Genomic DNA, 17223 nt, shown 5'->3' on the forward strand with positions numbered 1-17223 from the left:
TACTGGTTATGGGACGCGCCTAGCGCGTCCCTGAGAGTTCCACTCCGACGGGAGCTAATCCGTGAAAGACTTACTTAAGTTTCTGAAAGCGCAAACTAAAACCGAAGAGTTTGATGCGATCAAAATTGCGCTGGCCTCGCCAGACATGATCCGTTCCTGGTCTTTCGGTGAAGTTAAAAAGCCGGAAACCATTAACTACCGTACCTTCAAGCCGGAGCGTGACGGTCTTTTCTGTGCCCGTATTTTCGGACCGGTAAAAGATTACGAATGCCTGTGCGGTAAGTACAAGCGTCTGAAACACCGTGGCGTGATCTGTGAGAAGTGTGGCGTTGAAGTCACGCAGACCAAAGTGCGTCGTGAGCGTATGGGCCACATCGAGCTGGCTTCGCCGACCGCGCACATCTGGTTCCTGAAATCACTGCCATCCCGCATCGGTTTGCTGCTGGATATGCCGCTGCGTGATATCGAGCGCGTGCTGTACTTCGAATCTTATGTTGTGGTCGAAGGCGGCATGACCAACCTGGAAAAACGTCAGATTCTGACCGAAGAGCAGTACCTTGACGCGCTGGAAGAGTTCGGTGACGAATTCGACGCGAAGATGGGTGCGGAAGCTATCCAGGCGCTGCTGAAAAATATGGATCTGGAGCAGGAGTGCGAGCAGCTGCGTGAAGAGCTGAACGAAACCAACTCTGAGACCAAACGTAAAAAGCTGACCAAGCGTATCAAGCTGCTGGAAGCGTTCGTGCAGTCTGGCAACAAGCCAGAGTGGATGATCCTGACCGTTCTGCCGGTACTGCCGCCAGATCTGCGTCCGCTGGTACCGCTGGACGGCGGTCGTTTCGCTACGTCGGATCTGAACGATCTGTATCGTCGCGTGATCAACCGTAACAACCGTCTGAAGCGTCTGCTGGATCTGGCTGCGCCAGATATCATCGTACGTAACGAAAAACGTATGCTGCAGGAAGCGGTAGATGCCCTGCTGGATAACGGCCGTCGCGGTCGTGCCATCACCGGCTCTAACAAACGTCCTCTGAAATCTTTGGCCGACATGATCAAAGGTAAGCAGGGTCGTTTCCGTCAGAACCTGCTGGGTAAACGTGTTGACTACTCCGGTCGTTCGGTTATCACCGTCGGTCCATACCTGCGTCTGCATCAGTGCGGTCTGCCGAAGAAAATGGCACTGGAGCTGTTCAAACCGTTCATCTACGGCAAGCTGGAACTGCGTGGCCTCGCGACCACCATTAAAGCGGCCAAGAAAATGGTTGAGCGCGAAGAAGCGGTCGTCTGGGATATCCTGGATGAAGTGATTCGCGAACACCCGGTACTGCTGAACCGTGCACCAACCCTGCACCGTCTGGGTATCCAGGCGTTTGAACCGGTGCTGATCGAAGGTAAAGCGATCCAGCTGCACCCGCTGGTGTGTGCGGCGTATAACGCCGACTTCGATGGTGACCAGATGGCTGTTCACGTACCGCTGACGCTGGAAGCCCAGCTGGAAGCGCGTGCGCTGATGATGTCTACCAACAACATTCTGTCTCCAGCGAACGGCGAGCCAATCATCGTTCCTTCACAGGACGTTGTTCTGGGTCTGTACTACATGACCCGCGACAAAGTGAACGCCAAAGGCGAAGGCATGGTACTGACCGGCCCGAAAGAAGCTGAGCGTGTTTATCGCGCTGGCCAGGCCGAGCTGCATGCACGCGTTAAAGTGCGTATCACTGAATACAGCAAAAATGAGCAGGAAGAGCTCGTTGCGAAAACCAGCCTGATCGACACCACCATTGGTCGTGCGATCCTGTGGATGATCGTACCGAAAGGTCTGCCTTACTCCATCGTCAACCAGGCGCTGGGTAAGAAAGCGATCTCTAAGATGCTGAACACCTGTTACCGCATCCTGGGCCTGAAGCCGACCGTTATCTTTGCTGACCAGACCATGTACACCGGCTTTGCCTATGCAGCCCGTTCAGGTGCCTCAGTAGGTATCGACGACATGGTGATTCCTGCCAAGAAAGCAGAAATCATTGCAGAAGCCGAAGCGGAAGTGGCCGAGATCCAGGAGCAGTTCCAGTCTGGTCTGGTTACCGCGGGCGAACGTTACAACAAAGTCATCGATATCTGGGCTGCGGCTAACGAACGCGTATCCAAAGCGATGATGGATAACCTGCAGACCGAAACCGTGATCAACCGTCACGGCGAAGAAGAGCAGCAGGTTTCGTTCAACAGCATCTACATGATGGCCGACTCCGGTGCGCGTGGTTCTGCGGCACAGATTCGTCAGCTGGCAGGTATGCGTGGTCTGATGGCGAAGCCAGATGGCTCCATCATTGAGACGCCGATCACCGCGAACTTCCGTGAAGGTCTGAACGTACTCCAGTACTTCATCTCGACCCACGGTGCGCGTAAAGGTCTGGCCGATACCGCACTGAAAACGGCGAACTCCGGTTACCTGACCCGTCGTCTGGTAGACGTGGCGCAGGACCTGGTAGTCACCGAAGACGACTGTGGCACATTCGAAGGCATCATGATGACCCCGGTCATCGAAGGTGGCGACGTTAAAGAGCCGCTGCGTGAGCGTGTACTGGGGCGTGTGACGGCAGAAGACGTGCTGAAGCCGGGTACTGCGGACATCCTGATCCCGCGTAACACCCTGATCGATGAGCACTGGTGTGACGTGGTTGAACTGAACTCCGTGGACGCGATTAAAGTGCGTTCCGTGGTGAGCTGTGAAACCGACTTCGGTGTGTGTGCACACTGCTACGGTCGCGATCTGGCACGTGGTCACATCATCAACAAAGGTGAGGCCATCGGCGTTATCGCAGCACAGTCCATCGGTGAGCCGGGTACCCAGCTGACCATGCGTACCTTCCACATCGGTGGTGCGGCATCGCGTGCAGCAGCTGAATCCAGCATTCAGGTGAAGAACAAAGGTACTATCAAGCTGACCAACGCCAAGTCAGTAACCAACTCCTCCGGGAAACTGGTTATCGTCTCGCGTAACGTTGAGCTGAAGATGATCGACGAGTTCGGTCGTACCAAAGAGAGCTATAAAGTGCCTTACGGTGCGGTCATGGCGAAAGGTGATGGCGAGCAGGTTGCCGCGGGCGAAACCGTTGCAAACTGGGATCCACACACCATGCCGGTTATCACCGAAGTGGGCGGTTTCATCCGCTTCACCGACATGATCGACGGTCAGACCATTACCCGTCAGACTGACGACCTCACCGGTCTGTCATCGCTGGTGGTACTGGATTCTGCAGAGCGTACTGCGGGTGGTAAAGACCTGCGTCCGGCACTGAAAATCGTTGATGCCAACGGCAACGACGTACTGATCCCGGGCACCGACATGCCGGCACAGTACTTCCTGCCAGGTAAAGCGATTGTGCAGCTGGAAGATGGCGTGAAGATCAGCTCGGGTGATACCCTGGCGCGTGTTCCGCAGGAATCTGGCGGTACCAAGGACATCACCGGTGGTCTGCCACGCGTTGCCGACCTGTTCGAAGCGCGTCGTCCGAAAGAGCCAGCTATCCTGGCGGAGATCAGCGGTATCATCTCCTTCGGTAAAGAGACCAAAGGCAAGCGTCGTCTGGTGATCACCCCGGTTGACGGTAGCGATCCGTATGAAGAGATGATTCCGAAATGGCGTCAGCTCAACGTATTCGAAGGTGAACGTGTAGAACGTGGTGACGTCGTATCCGACGGCCCAGAGTCTCCGCACGACATCCTGCGTCTGCGTGGCGTCCATGCTGTGACCCGTTACATCACTAACGAAGTGCAGGAAGTTTACCGCCTGCAGGGCGTTAAGATTAACGATAAGCACATCGAAGTCATCGTGCGTCAGATGCTGCGTAAAGCAACCATCATGAACGCGGGTAGCTCGGAGTTCCTGGAAGGCGAGCAGGCGGAAGTCTCTCGTATCAAGATCTCCAACCGCGATCTGGAAGCGAACGGCAAAATCGGCGCGACGTACATGCGTGACCTGCTGGGTATCACCAAAGCCTCGCTGGCAACCGAATCGTTCATCTCTGCGGCATCGTTCCAGGAGACCACCCGTGTCCTGACCGAAGCAGCGGTAGCCGGCAAGCGCGACGAACTGCGCGGCCTGAAAGAGAACGTTATCGTGGGTCGTCTGATCCCGGCCGGTACCGGTTATGCTTACCACCAGGATCGTATGCGTCGCCGTCAGGCGGGTGAAGCACCGGTTGCACCGCAGGTGACTGCGGATGAAGCCTCTGCCAGCCTCGCTGAGCTGCTGAACGCCGGTCTGGGCGGTAGCGACGACGAATAATCGTCTGCTCTGCTGACCATGAAAAAACCCTGCCTCGGCAGGGTTTTTTTTCGTCTGAAATCCGCGTTATTTCTGATTGATATCCTGACGCGTCAGCCCGATGTCACGTAGCTGCGCATCACTCAGGTGCGAAAGAATCTGCCGCGTTTCCCGCCTGGCCTGCCAGCGTTTGATTGCGCGCACGCCGCCACGGAAGATATCGAGTAAGGTCACGCTGAACGGTTTTGCCGCCCGGTTCTGATCGAATTCCATAATCCCAGCCCTCAGTATGATGTCTAAACAACATTTTCCCTCTGATGGCGAATGCAATACAGATTCAAAAATCACTTATCTTTAACATACAGATTGCGCCCGTACCGATCTGAATGGTAGAAATAGGCGTCATCTGTACTGATTTTTGATCACCGTTAACGCAGCGAGGCACACAATGACGCGCTATCAACATCTGGCCTGTCTGCTTTCAGACCGTATTGAGCAGGGGCTGTATCGCAGCGGCGAACGCTTGCCCTCGGTGCGTACGCTCAGCATTGAGCACGGCGTCAGCATCAGTACCGTGCAGCAGGCTTATCATCTGCTGGAAGAGAAGCAGCTTATCGTGCCGCAGCCGCGTTCCGGCTATTTTGTCGCTACCCGTAAAGCCACGCCGCCGGTGCCCGCGATGACCCGACCCGTACAGCGTCCGGTTGAGATCACCCAGTGGGAATCGGTGCTGGAGCTGCTGAGCAGCCGCATTAATGGCGACGTGCTGCAGCTGGGCAGCGGCATGCCGGACCTGACCCAGCCGACGCTCAAGCCGCTGTGGAAAATCATGGGACGCATGGCGCAGAAGCAGGACATTGATCAGCTCAACTACGATAGCCTGCTCGGCGTGGCAGCGCTGCGCGAGCAGATTGCGCGGCTGACAATTGACAGCGGCTGTCAGCTGACGGCGGAAGATATTGTCGTCACCACCGGTTGCCATGAAGCGCTGTCGGTGTCGATTCGCGCCGTGTGCGAGCCAGGCGATATCATTGCCGTTGAGTCGCCCGCGTTTCACGGCACCATGCAGACACTGCGCGGTCTGGGCATCCGCGCCATTGAAATCCCTACCGATGCGGTCAGCGGGATCAGTCTTGAGGCGCTGGAGCTGGCGTTTGAGCAGTGGCCAATCAAAGCGGTGGTGGTGGTACCCAACTGTAATAATCCGCTTGGATTTATCATGCCGGAAGCGCGTAAGCGCGCGCTGCTGACGCTGGCGCAGCGCTTTGACGCGGCGATCATTGAAGATGATGTTTACGGCGAGCTGGCGTGGGAGTATCCGCGTCCGATCACCATCAAATCGCTGGATATGGATGGCCGCGTGCTGCTGTGCAGCTCGTTTTCCAAAACCCTGGCGCCCGGCTTGCGCGTGGGCTGGGTCGCGCCGGGACGCTATCGCGATCGCGTACTGCACATGAAATATATTGGCACCGGTTCGACGGCAACGCAGCCGCAGTATGCGGTCGCAGAGTTTATTCGTCAGGGCCATTACCTGCCGCATTTGCGCCGCATGCGCCATGTGTATCAGCGTAACTATGAGACGTTTAGCTGCTGGGTGCGCCACTATTTTCCCTGCGGTATTTGCGTCTCGCGGCCGCAGGGCAGTTTCCTGATGTGGATTGAGCTGCCGGAAGCCTTCGATGCGGTGCGGCTGAATGCGGAACTGCGGGAGCTGAAAATCCAGGTGGCGGTCGGTTCGCTGTTTTCGGCGGCGGGTAAATATCGCAACTGCCTGCGCCTCAATTATGGTCTGCCAATGAATGAGCAAACCGAGCAGGCGATTGCCAGCCTCGGCGCAGCCGTGGAGCGTGCTATGCAGGCCTGCAGTGCGGAAACGCGCCATACTACCTCCCTGACAGAATAACGGTGGAAAGGCAGGGCCGGACAGAGAGTCGGGGAAGCCAGCCCTGGCCCGCTGCAAGCGACAGCGGGCAGGCTCACTTTAGCGATTGTCCCCGGTCGCGCCAGCCCTGACTGCTGCCGTTTGCGCGCCGTATTCGCGGATTTTTAGCGCCGTTGCAGTCAGTTACAACGCTTTTGCGACATGCTCTGGGGATTCTACCAGCGCCAGCAGCTGGCGGGTGGCCGCCTGCCAGTCTTCTGCCTGGGTAATCGCGCTGACCACGGCAATGCTGCCGACGCCAGTCGCCAGCACCTCCGGCACGCGTGCCAGCGAAATGCCGCCAATCGCCACGGTGGGAATATGCTGTAGCCGCGCCAGATGGCGCTTCAGCTCGGCAATGCCCTGCGGCGCAGAGGGCATCTCTTTGGTTTGTGTCGGAAAGATGTGGCCGAGCGCAATATAGGACGGACGCAGCGCCAGCGCGCGATCCAGCTCGGCGTCATCGTGTGTCGACAGACCCAGGCGTAAGCCGGCGTGGCGGATAGCGTCCAGGTCGGCCACATCCAGATCCTCCTGACCAAGATGCACACCATAGGCGTTGTACTTAATCGCTAAGCGCCAGTAATCGTTAATAAACAGCCGCGCGCCGTACTGTTTGCCCAGGGCGATGGCATCACGTACTGCGACTTCAATCTGGCGATCATCGCCATCTTTGATGCGCAGCTGGAGGGTGCGCACGCCGGCTGCCAGCAGGCGTTCAATCCACAACACGCTGTCGACAACCGGATAGAGCCCCAATTTTGGCGCGGTGGCAGGGAAGGCTTCAGTCATCATTTTTCCTCTTTCAGGGCATCGGCGGCGTGATACAGCTCGCCGCCACGGCTACGGAAGGCATCGGACATTTGCGCCATGCCCAGCGCTATCGGCTGGGCTTCCGCCTGCTGGCGGGCGGCAAATTCGCGCACTTCCTGGGTGATTTTCATTGAACAGAATTTGGGGCCGCACATGGAACAGAAGTGGGCCACTTTGCCGGATTCCTGCGGCAGGGTTTCGTCGTGATAGGCCCGCGCGGTATGCGGATCGAGCGCCAGATTAAACTGATCTTCCCAGCGGAACTCGAAGCGAGCTTTCGACATGGCGTTGTCGCGGATCTGTGCGCCGGGATGGCCTTTAGCCAGATCGGCAGCGTGCGCGGCGATCTTGTAGGTAATCAGCCCCTGCTTAACATCCTCTTTATTCGGCAGGCCAAGGTGCTCTTTCGGCGTGACGTAGCACAGCATCGCGCAGCCAAACCAGCCGATCATGGCGGCGCCAATCCCGGATGTGAAATGATCGTAGCCCGGCGCGATATCGGTCGTCAGCGGGCCCAGCGTATAAAACGGCGCTTCATGGCAGTGCTCCAGCTGCTCGGTCATATTGCGGCGGATCATCTGCATCGGCACGTGACCGGGGCCTTCAATCATGACCTGCACATCATATTGCCAGGCGATTTGCGTCAGCTCGCCTAAGGTACGCAGTTCGGCAAACTGGGCTTCGTCGTTGGCGTCCTGAATCGAGCCGGGGCGTAAACCATCACCGAGAGACAGCGCCACATCATAGGCGGCGCAGATTTCACAGATTTCGCGGAAATGCTGGTAGAGGAAGTTTTCCTGATGATGTGACAGGCACCACTTCGCCATGATTGAGCCGCCGCGCGACACGATGCCGGTCAGCCGTTGTGCAGTCATCGGCACATAGCGCAGCAGCACGCCCGCGTGAATGGTGAAGTAATCAACACCCTGCTCAGCCTGTTCCAGCAGGGTATCGCGGAAAATGTCCCAGTTAAGATCTTCTGCGATGCCGTTGACCTTTTCCAGCGCCTGATAGATTGGCACCGTGCCGATCGGCACCGGACTGTTGCGCAAAATCCACTCGCGCGTTTCATGGATATAGCGGCCGGTCGACAGATCCATCACGGTATCTGCCCCCCAGCGCGTGGCCCACACCAGTTTTTCCACTTCCTCTTCAATCGACGAACTTACCGCCGAGTTGCCGATGTTGGCGTTGACCTTCACCAGAAAATTGCGGCCGATAATCATCGGCTCCGATTCCGGATGATTGATGTTGGCAGGAATGATGGCGCGGCCGCTGGCCACTTCGGCGCGCACGAATTCGGCGCTGATATTCTCCGGCAGCTGCGCGCCAAAGCCGTGGCCGGCGTGCTGCTGCAACAGCGTTGTGCTGCGGATACGCTCACGTCCCATGTTTTCGCGCAGCGCGATGAACTCCATCTCCGGCGTAATGATGCCCTGACGCGCATAGTGCAACTGCGTGACGCGGCGACCCGCTTTGGCCCGGCGCGGCAGCGGCAGGTGTTCAAAACGCAGATGATCCAGCCCGTCATCTGCCAGCCGCTGCTGACTGTAGCTTGAGCTGAGTGCGCTGATGGTTTCGCTGTCGTTGCGTTCGGCAATCCAGCCGGCGCGTAATTTTGCCAGACCCTGATGCACATTGATGGTCGCGTGGGGATCGCCATAGGCACCGGCAGTGTCATACACCGGCACCGGTTCATTTTCTGCGTATTGCGGATGATCTTTGCTGCCGCCGGTGTGCGTCGGGCTGAGCTGAATTTCGCGCATCGGGACGCGGATATCCGCGCGGCTGCCGCTGATCCAGATACGTTTTGAGTTAGGGTAGGCGGTTCCCTGGAGCGAATCGATAAATTTTTGCGCCTGCGCGCGTTGTTCACGACGTGAGGTTTTAGCATCAGACATAGCAAGTTTCCTGAAAACAAGGGGAAGCTGCTTGTCCGGAGTCCGGAAGGAGTAACAGAAACGGTGCGGGCGCCTGACTGCACCGTGCTGATCACATCTACTCTTGTTCCCTTCGCAGGTACTAACCTGATCAGGTTCCGCGGATCCCGAATTAACGGTCTCAGCCCCTAAGGGCACTCCGACAAGTTTACGTTTTACGCGATAAGCGACTTTACTGACTGCTGCACGCTGCGCTTATATCGCAAAGTTTGATTGTGGATTGTCGTTAAAAAGACAATAAAAAAGCCCATTCAGCATAAAAGGGCTTTTCCTGAATAACAAGTCTTTTACAACTGCAGCGGTTCAGGCCGGACGAGCAATGGTGCTGTCATTGGCCACCGGCGGGCGCGCCAGCTGGTTATCCCAGGCGAGCTGAATCAGTTTGTCTTCCAGCGTAAAGCGTGACTCCAGCGCTTCGCCCACTTCTGACAACGCCTGCTGGAAATCCACGCAGTTGTCGTCATTAATGGCCTGCTGCAGATGGCTGTCATACAGTTGCATCAGACGTTCAGTATTGCCTTCCAGCGCCGGATAGATCTGCGCCGCCGCAATCATCGGGCTGTCGCCGGACATCTCGCTGATGATGCGCTCGTAAACGCTGAAGTGGCCGGTAGAGAGATAGTCCACCAGACGATGGCAAAACGCATCCAGCGCCTGTTCATCCAGCGCGGTCAGCGCTTCTTTGTTCGGCTTCATGCCAATTAACTCGTAATAGGTGACGAGCAGCTGTCGACGGGCGCGCAACCATGAGTCGACTAATTCATTACCGCCACCTACACGCTCGGTCAGGTTATCTAACTGGGTAAGCATACGGGGCTCCAGGTGAGTTATAGTTGTTTATTACACACTTAACATCAGGATTTCAGCGTGCCATTTGACGCTAAGGACAACGATTAAGATGCAACGTGAGATCTCAAGCGTAGACGCTGGCTGGTGGATTGTCAGCTCCGCGCAGAAACTTTGGTTGCCGCAAGGCGAGTTGCCGCATGGCTTATCCGGCGAGTTTGGCCTGACCGGCAGCAGCGGCAGAGTGATTGGCGAGTGGCAGGGCGAAAACGTCTGGCTGGTATGCGAAGCGCGTCCGGACAATATGGCCTCGGTGCGCCAGCTGATTGACGAAGATGTCGGTCTGTTTCAGCTCGCCGGGCGCGGCGTGCAGCTGGCTGAGTTCTACCGTTCGCATCGCTGGTGCGGTTATTGCGGCCATGAAATGCAGCACAGCAAGCGCGAATTTGCCTGCCTGTGCAGCCACTGCCGCGAGCGCTACTATCCGCAAATCGCCCCCTGCATCATTGTGGCGATTCGTCGCGGTGAGGAGATCCTGCTGGCAAACCATGCGCGCCATCGCAACAGCATCTACACCGTGCTGGCCGGTTTTGTCGAAGTCGGCGAAACGCTGGAGCAGGCGGTGGCCCGCGAGGTGATGGAAGAGAGTAACGTGCGGGTAAAAAATGTGCGTTACGTGACCTCGCAGCCGTGGCCGTTCCCGCACTCATTGATGATGGCGTTCATGGCGGAGTACGATGGCGGCGAGCTGCAGCACGATGGTAAAGAGCTGCTGGATGCTGGCTGGTATCGCTACGACGATCTGCCCCTGTTGCCGCCGCCGGGCACCGTGGCGCGCCGGCTGATTGAAGATACGGTTGCGCTGTGTCGCGCCAGCGCGGCGTGAAAATGCTACACTGCCGGCCTTAGCATGAGAGAGCCCATTATGAGTGAACTGAAGAACGATCGTTATCTGCGCGCCCTGTTACGCCAGCCGGTGGATATCACCCCGGTATGGATGATGCGACAAGCCGGGCGTTACCTGCCGGAATACAAAGCCACGCGCGCTGAGGCCGGTGATTTTATGTCGCTGTGTAAGAACGCGGAGCTGGCATGCGAAGTCACCCTGCAGCCGCTGCGCCGCTATGCGCTGGATGCCGCGATCCTCTTCAGCGATATCCTCACCATTCCGGATGCGATGGGCCTGGGGCTCTACTTTGAGACCGGCGAAGGCCCGCGTTTCTCCCATCCAATCATCTGTCGTGCCGATGTGGATAAACTGCCGGTGCCGGATCCGGAGCAGGAGCTGGGTTACGTGATGAATGCGGTGCGCACCATCCGTCACAACCTCAAAGGCGAAGTGCCGCTGATCGGTTTCTCCGGCAGCCCGTGGACGCTGGCAACCTACATGGTAGAAGGCGGCAGCAGCAAGGCTTTCACCAAAATCAAGAAGATGATGTACGCCGAGCCGCAGACACTGCACGCGCTGCTGGATAAGCTGGCAGAGAGCGTGATCCTTTACCTCAACGCGCAGATTAAAGCGGGTGCGCAGTCGGTGATGGTGTTTGATACCTGGGGCGGCGTGCTGACCGGGCGCGACTATCGCGAATTCTCACTCTATTACATGCACAAAATCGTCGACAGCGTGCTGCATGAGAACGAAGGACGACGCGTGCCCATCACCCTGTTTACCAAGGGCGGCGGCCAGTGGCTGGAAGAGATGGCGGCCACCGGCTGTGATGCGCTGGGTCTTGACTGGACCACCGATATTGGCGAAGCGCGGCGCCGTGTGGGCGATAAAGTCGCGCTGCAGGGCAACATGGATCCGTCTATGCTGTATGCACCCCCTGCACGAATTGAGCAGGAAGTGGCAGGGATTCTGGAAGGCTTTGGCGCAGGCGAAGGCCACGTCTTCAACCTCGGTCACGGGATTCATCAGGATGTTCCGCCAGAGCACGCTGGCGCGTTTGTGGAGGCGGTGCATCGGCTATCACGACCATATCATCAGGGATAAGCATGGATTTAGCCGCACTACGACAGCAACAGGTACAGCTCGCCGCCAGCGTGGTGCGGCAGGATGATTTTGACGTACTGCCGCCGCGCTTCATTGGCGGCGCCGATGTCGGTTTTGAACAGGGCGGCGAGGTAACGCGCGCCGCCCTGGTGATCCTCGAATACCCTTCATTAACGCTGGTGGAGCATCGCATCGCGCGTGTCGCGACCACCATGCCTTACATCCCCGGTTTTCTCTCGTTTCGCGAAATTCCAGCCCTGCAGGCGGCGTGGCAGCAATTGTCGCAGCGGCCCGATCTGCTGTTCGTCGATGGCCATGGCATCTCTCATCCGCGCCGACTGGGCGTTGCCGCGCATTTCGGCTCGCTGCTGGATGTGCCGACTATCGGCGTAGCGAAAAAGCGCCTGTGCGGCCGTTTCGCTGAGCTGAATGCGGCACCGGGCAGTCGTCAGCCGCTGATGGATAAAGGCGAGCAGATTGCCTGGGTGTGGCGCAGCAAGACGCGCTGCAATCCGCTGTTTGTCTCAACCGGCCACCGCGTCAGCCTCGACAGCGCACTGCACTGGGTTGAAGCCTGCATGGCTGGCTACCGCTTGCCGGAGCCAACGCGCTGGGCCGATGCCGTGGCGTCTGGCCGTCCCGCTTTTGTGAAGTGGCAAAATGCGCGCTAACGCTGTTTGTGCGCGGCTTTTGCGGTACACTGCCGCCAGCTAATCTACCGAGAGTAAGTTTGATGTTACAGAACCCCGTCCATTTGCGTCTGGCGAAGCTGGAAAGCTGGCAGCACATGACCTTTATGGCCTGTCTGTGCGAGCGGATGTTCCCCAATTACTGGGCCTTCTGTCAGCAGACCGAGTTAGCCGATCCGCAGCTCTATCGCCGCATTCTCGATCTGGTGTGGGAAAGCCTGACGGTGAAGGATGCCAAAATCAATTTCGACAGCCAGCTGGAGAAACTGGAAGCGGCGATCCCAAACGGTGACGACTTTGACGTTTACGGCGTGCACCCGGCGATTGACGCCTGCGTGGCGCTGAGTGAACTCCTGCACGCGCAGCTGAGCGGTGAAACGCTGGAGCACGCCATCGAAGTCAGCCGCACGTCGATCACCACCGTGGCCATCCTCGAAATGACCCAGGCCGGTCGCGAAATGAGCGACGAAGAGCTGCGTGACAACCAGGCGGTAATTGACGAATGGGACCTGCAGTGGGAGATTTTTCGCCTGCTGGCAGAGTGCGAAGAACGGGACCTGGAGCTAATCAAAGGGCTACGTGCAGACCTGCGTGAAGCCGGAATCAGTAACATCGGTATAATTTTTCAGCAATAAGGCGAGAAAACGTGACTTCAGGCCCGAATTACCGCGCCTGGAGGCTTCACATCAGCCCCCTGTCTGGTCTACATTTGGGGGGCTGAAAATTGTGGCTATCGGTGCGTGCAGGCTGAAGAGTGCCAGAATATGGCTTTTCCCTCGCACTCGTTGCTTAGCAAGCGATAAATACACTTTAAGGATAACTTATGAACAAGACTCAACTGATTGATGTGATCGCAGAGAAAGCGGACCTGTCTAAAACCCAGGCTAAAGCTGCGCTGGAATCTACCCTGGCTGCGATCACTGAGTCTCTGAAAGAAGGTGATGCTGTACAACTGGTTGGTTTTGGTACTTTTAAAGTGAACCACCGCGCTGAGCGTACCGGTCGCAACCCGCAGACTGGCAAAGAGATCAAAATCGCTGCAGCTAACGTGCCAGCGTTCGTCTCTGGTAAAGCACTGAAAGACGCTGTTAAGTAAGTTTTCCGCATCGCGGTTTAGCTTTAAAAGAGGGGCGATTTCGCCCCTTTTTGTTACCGGGGCCTGCTATGCTGAACATCTCTCCTCAGCGCCTCTGCGCCATCCTCCTCGGGGTATTACTCACCGGCTGCAGTGCCACTCCCGATCTTCCGGCTTTCACCGCCAGCGGCTATCTGTCTGACCGTGGCACGGTGCGAATCTGGCGTAAAAACGGCGACCACGAAGCCGTCCATCTGCGTACCGTCTATACCCCTTTCAATGGCGATAGCCGGGAAACCACCGACTATATCTGGCAGGCGGATAAACTGCTGAGCGTGGAACGGCACGTCACTGGCCAGCAGCCGGACGACGTAACCCTGCGTTTCGACCATCAGGGCAACCTCAATTTTATGCAGCGACAGCTGGCTGGCCGGCGTGAAGCCGTCAGCGCCGACAGCGTCGAGCTGTACCGGTTTGACGCGCAGCGCATGCTGGCGCAGAGCAATGCACTGCTGAGTGGTCGGGTACTGTTGCGGCAGGGGCACTGGCAGGGCGGTACGCAGGTTCGTGACTGTGAGGGGCAGCAGGTGAATGTGGCGTTCGATCGCGACACGCTGGCAACGCTGTATCGACAGCAGCAGGGGCAGCAACAGCCGATTACCCTGTCGTGGCTGGAAGCGCCAGAGGGGATTCAGCTGCTGCGTGCCACGCCGGAAGATGAGTGCCGCTGGCAGCCGAAAGAGGCTGATTTTTAGCGGCGACCAGCTGGCCGCCGCCGGGGGCTTACTTGCGGTTAATCGCGCGGTAACCGATATCATTACGGCAGAAGCTGCCGTTCCATGAGATGTGCTGTGCCAGCGCGTAGGCATTCTTCTGCGCTGCCGCCACATCTTCACCCAGCGCAGTCACGCACAGTACGCGACCGCCGCTGGTCACCACCAGGTCATCTTTCAGGGTGGTGCCGGCATGGAATACCTTCCCGTCCGGTACGTCTTCCAGCGGCAGACCGTGGATCTGATCGCCCGTGTTGTAGTCGCCCGGATAACCGCCTGCGGCCAGCACCACGCCGAGCGACGGGCGCGGATCCCACTGTGACTGCTGCTCATTGAGCTTGCCGTCGACGGCGGCGAGGCACAGCGCGACCAGATCCGACTGCAGGCGCAGCATGATCGGCTGCGTTTCCGGATCGCCGAAGCGGCAGTTGAATTCGATCACCTTCGGCTGACCGGCTTTGTCGATCATCAGACCGGCATACAGGAAACCGGTGTAGGTGTTACCTTCAGCTTTCATGCCGTTGACGGTTGGCCAGATGATCTGATCCATCACGCGCTGGTGGATCTCATCGGTCACTACCGGTGCCGGTGAGTAAGCGCCCATGCCACCGGTGTTCGGGCCGGTGTCGCCGTCGCCAACACGTTTGTGATCCTGGCTGGTGGCCATTGGCAGGACGTTATCGCCGTCCACCATCACGATGAAGCTGGCTTCTTCACCATCAAGAAACTCTTCGATGACGATGCGGTGACCTGCGTCGCCAAATGCATTGCCGGCCAGCATGTCCTGCACCGCCGCTTCCGCTTCGGCCAGCGTCATGGCGACGATGACGCCTTTACCCGCGGCCAGACCGTCCGCTTTGATGACGATCGGCGCGCCTTTCTCACGCAGGTAAGCCAGCGCCGGTTCCACCTCGGTGAAGTTCTGGTATTCCGCCGTCGGGATCTGCTGGCGGGCAAGGAAATCTTTGGTGAAGGCTTTTGAGCCCTCCAGCTGCGCGGCCGCCTGCGTCGGGCCAAAGATTTTCAGGCCGGCGGCGCGGAACGCATCGACCACGCCAATCACCAGCGGCGCTTCCGGCCCGACGATGGTCAGGTCGATGTTTTCCTGCTGCGCAAACGCCAGCAGTGCCGGAATATCGGTGGCGCTGATGGCCACGTTCTGCAGGGCCGGCTCCAGCGCGGTACCGGCGTTACCTGGCGCAACAAATACGGTTTCTGCCAGCGGCGACTGTGCTGCTTTCCACGCCAGCGCGTGTTCACGTCCACCATTACCAATCACTAAAATTTTCATCGTTACGGCTCCAGGCTATTAATGGCGGAAATGACGCATGTCAGTGAAGATCATCGCGATGCCGTGCTCGTCGGCGGCGGCAATCACTTCATCATCGCGGATGGAACCGCCCGGCTGGATCACACAGGTGATGCCCACTGCCGCCGCAGCATCAATGCCGTCGCGGAACGGGAAGAAGGCGTCGGAAGCCATGGCGGAACCCTTCACCTCCAGTCCTTCGTCAGCGGCTTTGATGCCGGCAATTTTGGCAGAGTAAACGCGGCTCATCTGGCCCGCGCCAATACCGATCGTCATGTTGTCGCGTGCATACACAATGGCGTTGGATTTAACGAACTTCGCCACTTTCCAGCAGAACAGCGCGTCACGCAGTTCCTGTTCGGTCGGCTGACGTTGGCTGACCACGCGCAGCTGGCTGGCATCGACCATACCGAGATCGCGATCCTGAACCAGCAGGCCGCCGTTGACGCGTTTGAAGTCGAGACCGGCCACGCGGCTCTGCCACTGACCGCACACCAGCACGCGGACGTTCTGTTTGGCTGCGGTTACGCGCAGCGCAGCGTCACTGGCCGATGGCGCAATGATGACTTCCACGAACTGACGGCTGATGATCGCCTGGGCGGTCGCTTCATCCAGCTCGCGGTTAAAGGCGATGATGCCGCCGAACGCCGAGGTCGGATCGGTTTTATAAGCGCGCTCGTAGGCGGCAAGAATTGAATCGCCTGCGGCGACGCCACATGGGTTAGCGTGCTTGACGATAACGCAGGCTGGCTCGCTGAACTCCTTGACGCACTCCAGTGCCGCATCGGTATCGGCAATATTGTTGTAGGACAGCGCTTTGCCCTGCAGCTGCTGTGCGGTGGCGACCGACGCTTCGCTGACTTGCTCTTCAATATAGAAAGCAGCGTCCTGATGGCTGTTCTCGCCGTAACGCATATCCTGCTTTTTAATAAAGTTGAGGTTCAGGGTGCGCGGGAAGCGGCCGGCCGGCGCGGTGCTTTCGCCGTGATAGGCCGGTACCAGGCTGCCAAAGTAGTTGGCAATCATGCTGTCGTAAGCGGCGGTGTGTTCAAAGGCTTTGATGGCCAGATCGAAACGGGTTTCCAGCGTCAGGGAGTTTTCGTTGGCATCGAGCTCCGCGATGATCGCGTCGTAGTCACTGCTCTTTACCACGATCGCCACGTCTTTGTGGTTCTTGGCTGCCGAGCGCACCATGGTGGGGCCGCCGATATCAATGTTCTCAACGGCATCTTCCAAGCTGCAGTCAGCTTTCGCCACGGTTTGGGCAAAGGGATAGAGGTTCACCACCACCATGTCGATAGGATTGATGGCGTGCTCGGCCATGATGGCATCATCGGTGCCGCGGCGGCCCAGAATGCCACCGTGCACTTTGGGGTGCAGCGTTTTGACGCGTCCATCCATCATTTCCGGGAAACCGGTGTAGTCAGAAACTTCCGTGACGGGCAGGCCGGCATCTGCCAGCAGGCGCGCAGTGCCACCTGTGGAGAGCAGCTCAACACCACGATGGGAGAGGGCCTGAGCAAATTCGAGGATACCGGCTTTGTCAGAGACACTGAGCAGAGCGCGGCGTACAGGACGACGTTGTTGCATGGTGGTTTTATCCCTTGGCTTTGTTTCGCGTAAATAAGAGCGTTACATCAGGCTTAACTTTCTCTCTCTA

14 protein-coding genes and 1 riboswitch are annotated in these 17223 nt (G+C 58.0%); of the genes, 8 read left to right on the top strand and 6 right to left on the bottom strand.

Annotation, left to right across the window (positions count from 1 at the left end; all coding sequences use genetic code 11):
• Positions 1 to 61 precede the first annotated feature (61 nt).
• Entirely contained in the window at positions 62 to 4285 is a 4224-nt protein-coding gene (rpoC, locus tag KOL70_RS13690) for a DNA-directed RNA polymerase subunit beta' (RefSeq protein ID WP_021508204.1), read from the top strand.
• Positions 4286 to 4351: 66 nt separating this feature from the next.
• Here rpoC and KOL70_RS13695 read toward each other — a convergent pair whose 3' ends face one another.
• Positions 4352 to 4537: a DUF1127 domain-containing protein gene (locus tag KOL70_RS13695; RefSeq protein WP_215480784.1), complete on the bottom strand. Its 186-nt coding sequence runs from the start codon at positions 4535 to 4537 to the stop codon at positions 4352 to 4354.
• A 175-nt stretch (positions 4538 to 4712) separates the two neighbouring features.
• Between KOL70_RS13695 and KOL70_RS13700 the strand changes: the two genes are divergently transcribed.
• The gene (locus KOL70_RS13700; RefSeq protein WP_152391448.1) at positions 4713 to 6167 is read left to right on the top strand and encodes a PLP-dependent aminotransferase family protein; all 1455 of its coding nucleotides are present in this window, start codon (positions 4713 to 4715) and stop codon (positions 6165 to 6167) included.
• A 162-nt stretch (positions 6168 to 6329) separates the two neighbouring features.
• On the opposite strand, the gene thiE is transcribed toward KOL70_RS13700, so the two are convergent.
• From thiE to KOL70_RS13715, 3 genes are all read right to left on the bottom strand, one after another.
• Entirely contained in the window at positions 6330 to 6977 is a 648-nt protein-coding gene (gene thiE / locus KOL70_RS13705) for a thiamine phosphate synthase (protein ID WP_215480979.1), read from the bottom strand.
• The gene (gene thiC / locus KOL70_RS13710; protein WP_215480785.1) at positions 6977 to 8899 is read right to left on the bottom strand and encodes a phosphomethylpyrimidine synthase ThiC; all 1923 of its coding nucleotides are present in this window, start codon (positions 8897 to 8899) and stop codon (positions 6977 to 6979) included. Before thiC ends, thiE begins: the two co-directional genes overlap by 1 nt.
• 90 nt (positions 8900 to 8989) lie before the next feature.
• Positions 8990 to 9090: riboswitch (TPP riboswitch) on the bottom strand.
• A 151-nt stretch (positions 9091 to 9241) separates the two neighbouring features.
• A complete protein-coding gene (locus KOL70_RS13715; protein ID WP_021508199.1) occupies positions 9242 to 9748 on the bottom strand; it encodes an Rsd/AlgQ family anti-sigma factor in 507 nt (168 codons plus the stop codon).
• A gap of 88 nt (positions 9749 to 9836) precedes the next feature.
• Here KOL70_RS13715 and nudC point away from each other — a divergent pair, with 88 nt between their 5' ends.
• From nudC to KOL70_RS13745, 6 genes are all read left to right on the top strand, one after another.
• Positions 9837 to 10610 carry an NAD(+) diphosphatase gene (gene nudC, locus KOL70_RS13720; protein WP_021508198.1) on the top strand — a complete coding sequence of 258 codons (774 nt, stop codon included), beginning with the start codon at positions 9837 to 9839 and terminating at the stop codon, positions 10608 to 10610.
• Positions 10611 to 10649: 39 nt separating this feature from the next.
• Positions 10650 to 11717, top strand: coding sequence for a uroporphyrinogen decarboxylase (gene hemE, locus KOL70_RS13725; RefSeq protein ID WP_215480786.1), 1068 nt, complete (start codon positions 10650 to 10652; stop codon positions 11715 to 11717).
• A 2-nt stretch (positions 11718 to 11719) separates the two neighbouring features.
• Positions 11720 to 12388 carry a deoxyribonuclease V gene (gene nfi, locus KOL70_RS13730; RefSeq protein ID WP_215480787.1) on the top strand — a complete coding sequence of 223 codons (669 nt, stop codon included), beginning with the start codon at positions 11720 to 11722 and terminating at the stop codon, positions 12386 to 12388.
• 62 nt (positions 12389 to 12450) lie between these two features.
• On the top strand, positions 12451 to 13041 hold the full coding sequence (locus tag KOL70_RS13735; RefSeq protein WP_215480788.1) for a YjaG family protein: 591 nt from the start codon (positions 12451 to 12453) through the stop codon (positions 13039 to 13041).
• Between the two features lie 188 nt (positions 13042 to 13229).
• Entirely contained in the window at positions 13230 to 13502 is a 273-nt protein-coding gene (gene hupA, locus KOL70_RS13740) for a nucleoid-associated protein HU-alpha (RefSeq protein ID WP_006121511.1), read from the top strand.
• A 68-nt stretch (positions 13503 to 13570) separates the two neighbouring features.
• Positions 13571 to 14236: a DUF1481 domain-containing protein gene (locus tag KOL70_RS13745; protein WP_021508194.1), complete on the top strand. Its 666-nt coding sequence runs from the start codon at positions 13571 to 13573 to the stop codon at positions 14234 to 14236.
• Positions 14237 to 14264: 28 nt separating this feature from the next.
• Here the strand turns inward: KOL70_RS13745 and purD are convergent, their stop codons facing one another.
• Complete coding sequence (gene purD, locus KOL70_RS13750) at positions 14265 to 15545, bottom strand: phosphoribosylamine--glycine ligase (RefSeq protein ID WP_159377819.1); 1281 nt, start codon at positions 15543 to 15545, stop codon at positions 14265 to 14267.
• An 18-nt stretch (positions 15546 to 15563) separates the two neighbouring features.
• The gene (purH, locus tag KOL70_RS13755) at positions 15564 to 17153 is read right to left on the bottom strand and encodes a bifunctional phosphoribosylaminoimidazolecarboxamide formyltransferase/IMP cyclohydrolase (protein WP_215480789.1); all 1590 of its coding nucleotides are present in this window, start codon (positions 17151 to 17153) and stop codon (positions 15564 to 15566) included.
• Between the last annotated feature and the right edge of the window lie 70 nt (positions 17154 to 17223).

The organism is Pantoea sp. B270, assembly GCF_018726825.1.
GTDB lineage: Bacteria > Pseudomonadota > Gammaproteobacteria > Enterobacterales > Enterobacteriaceae > Pantoea > Pantoea dispersa.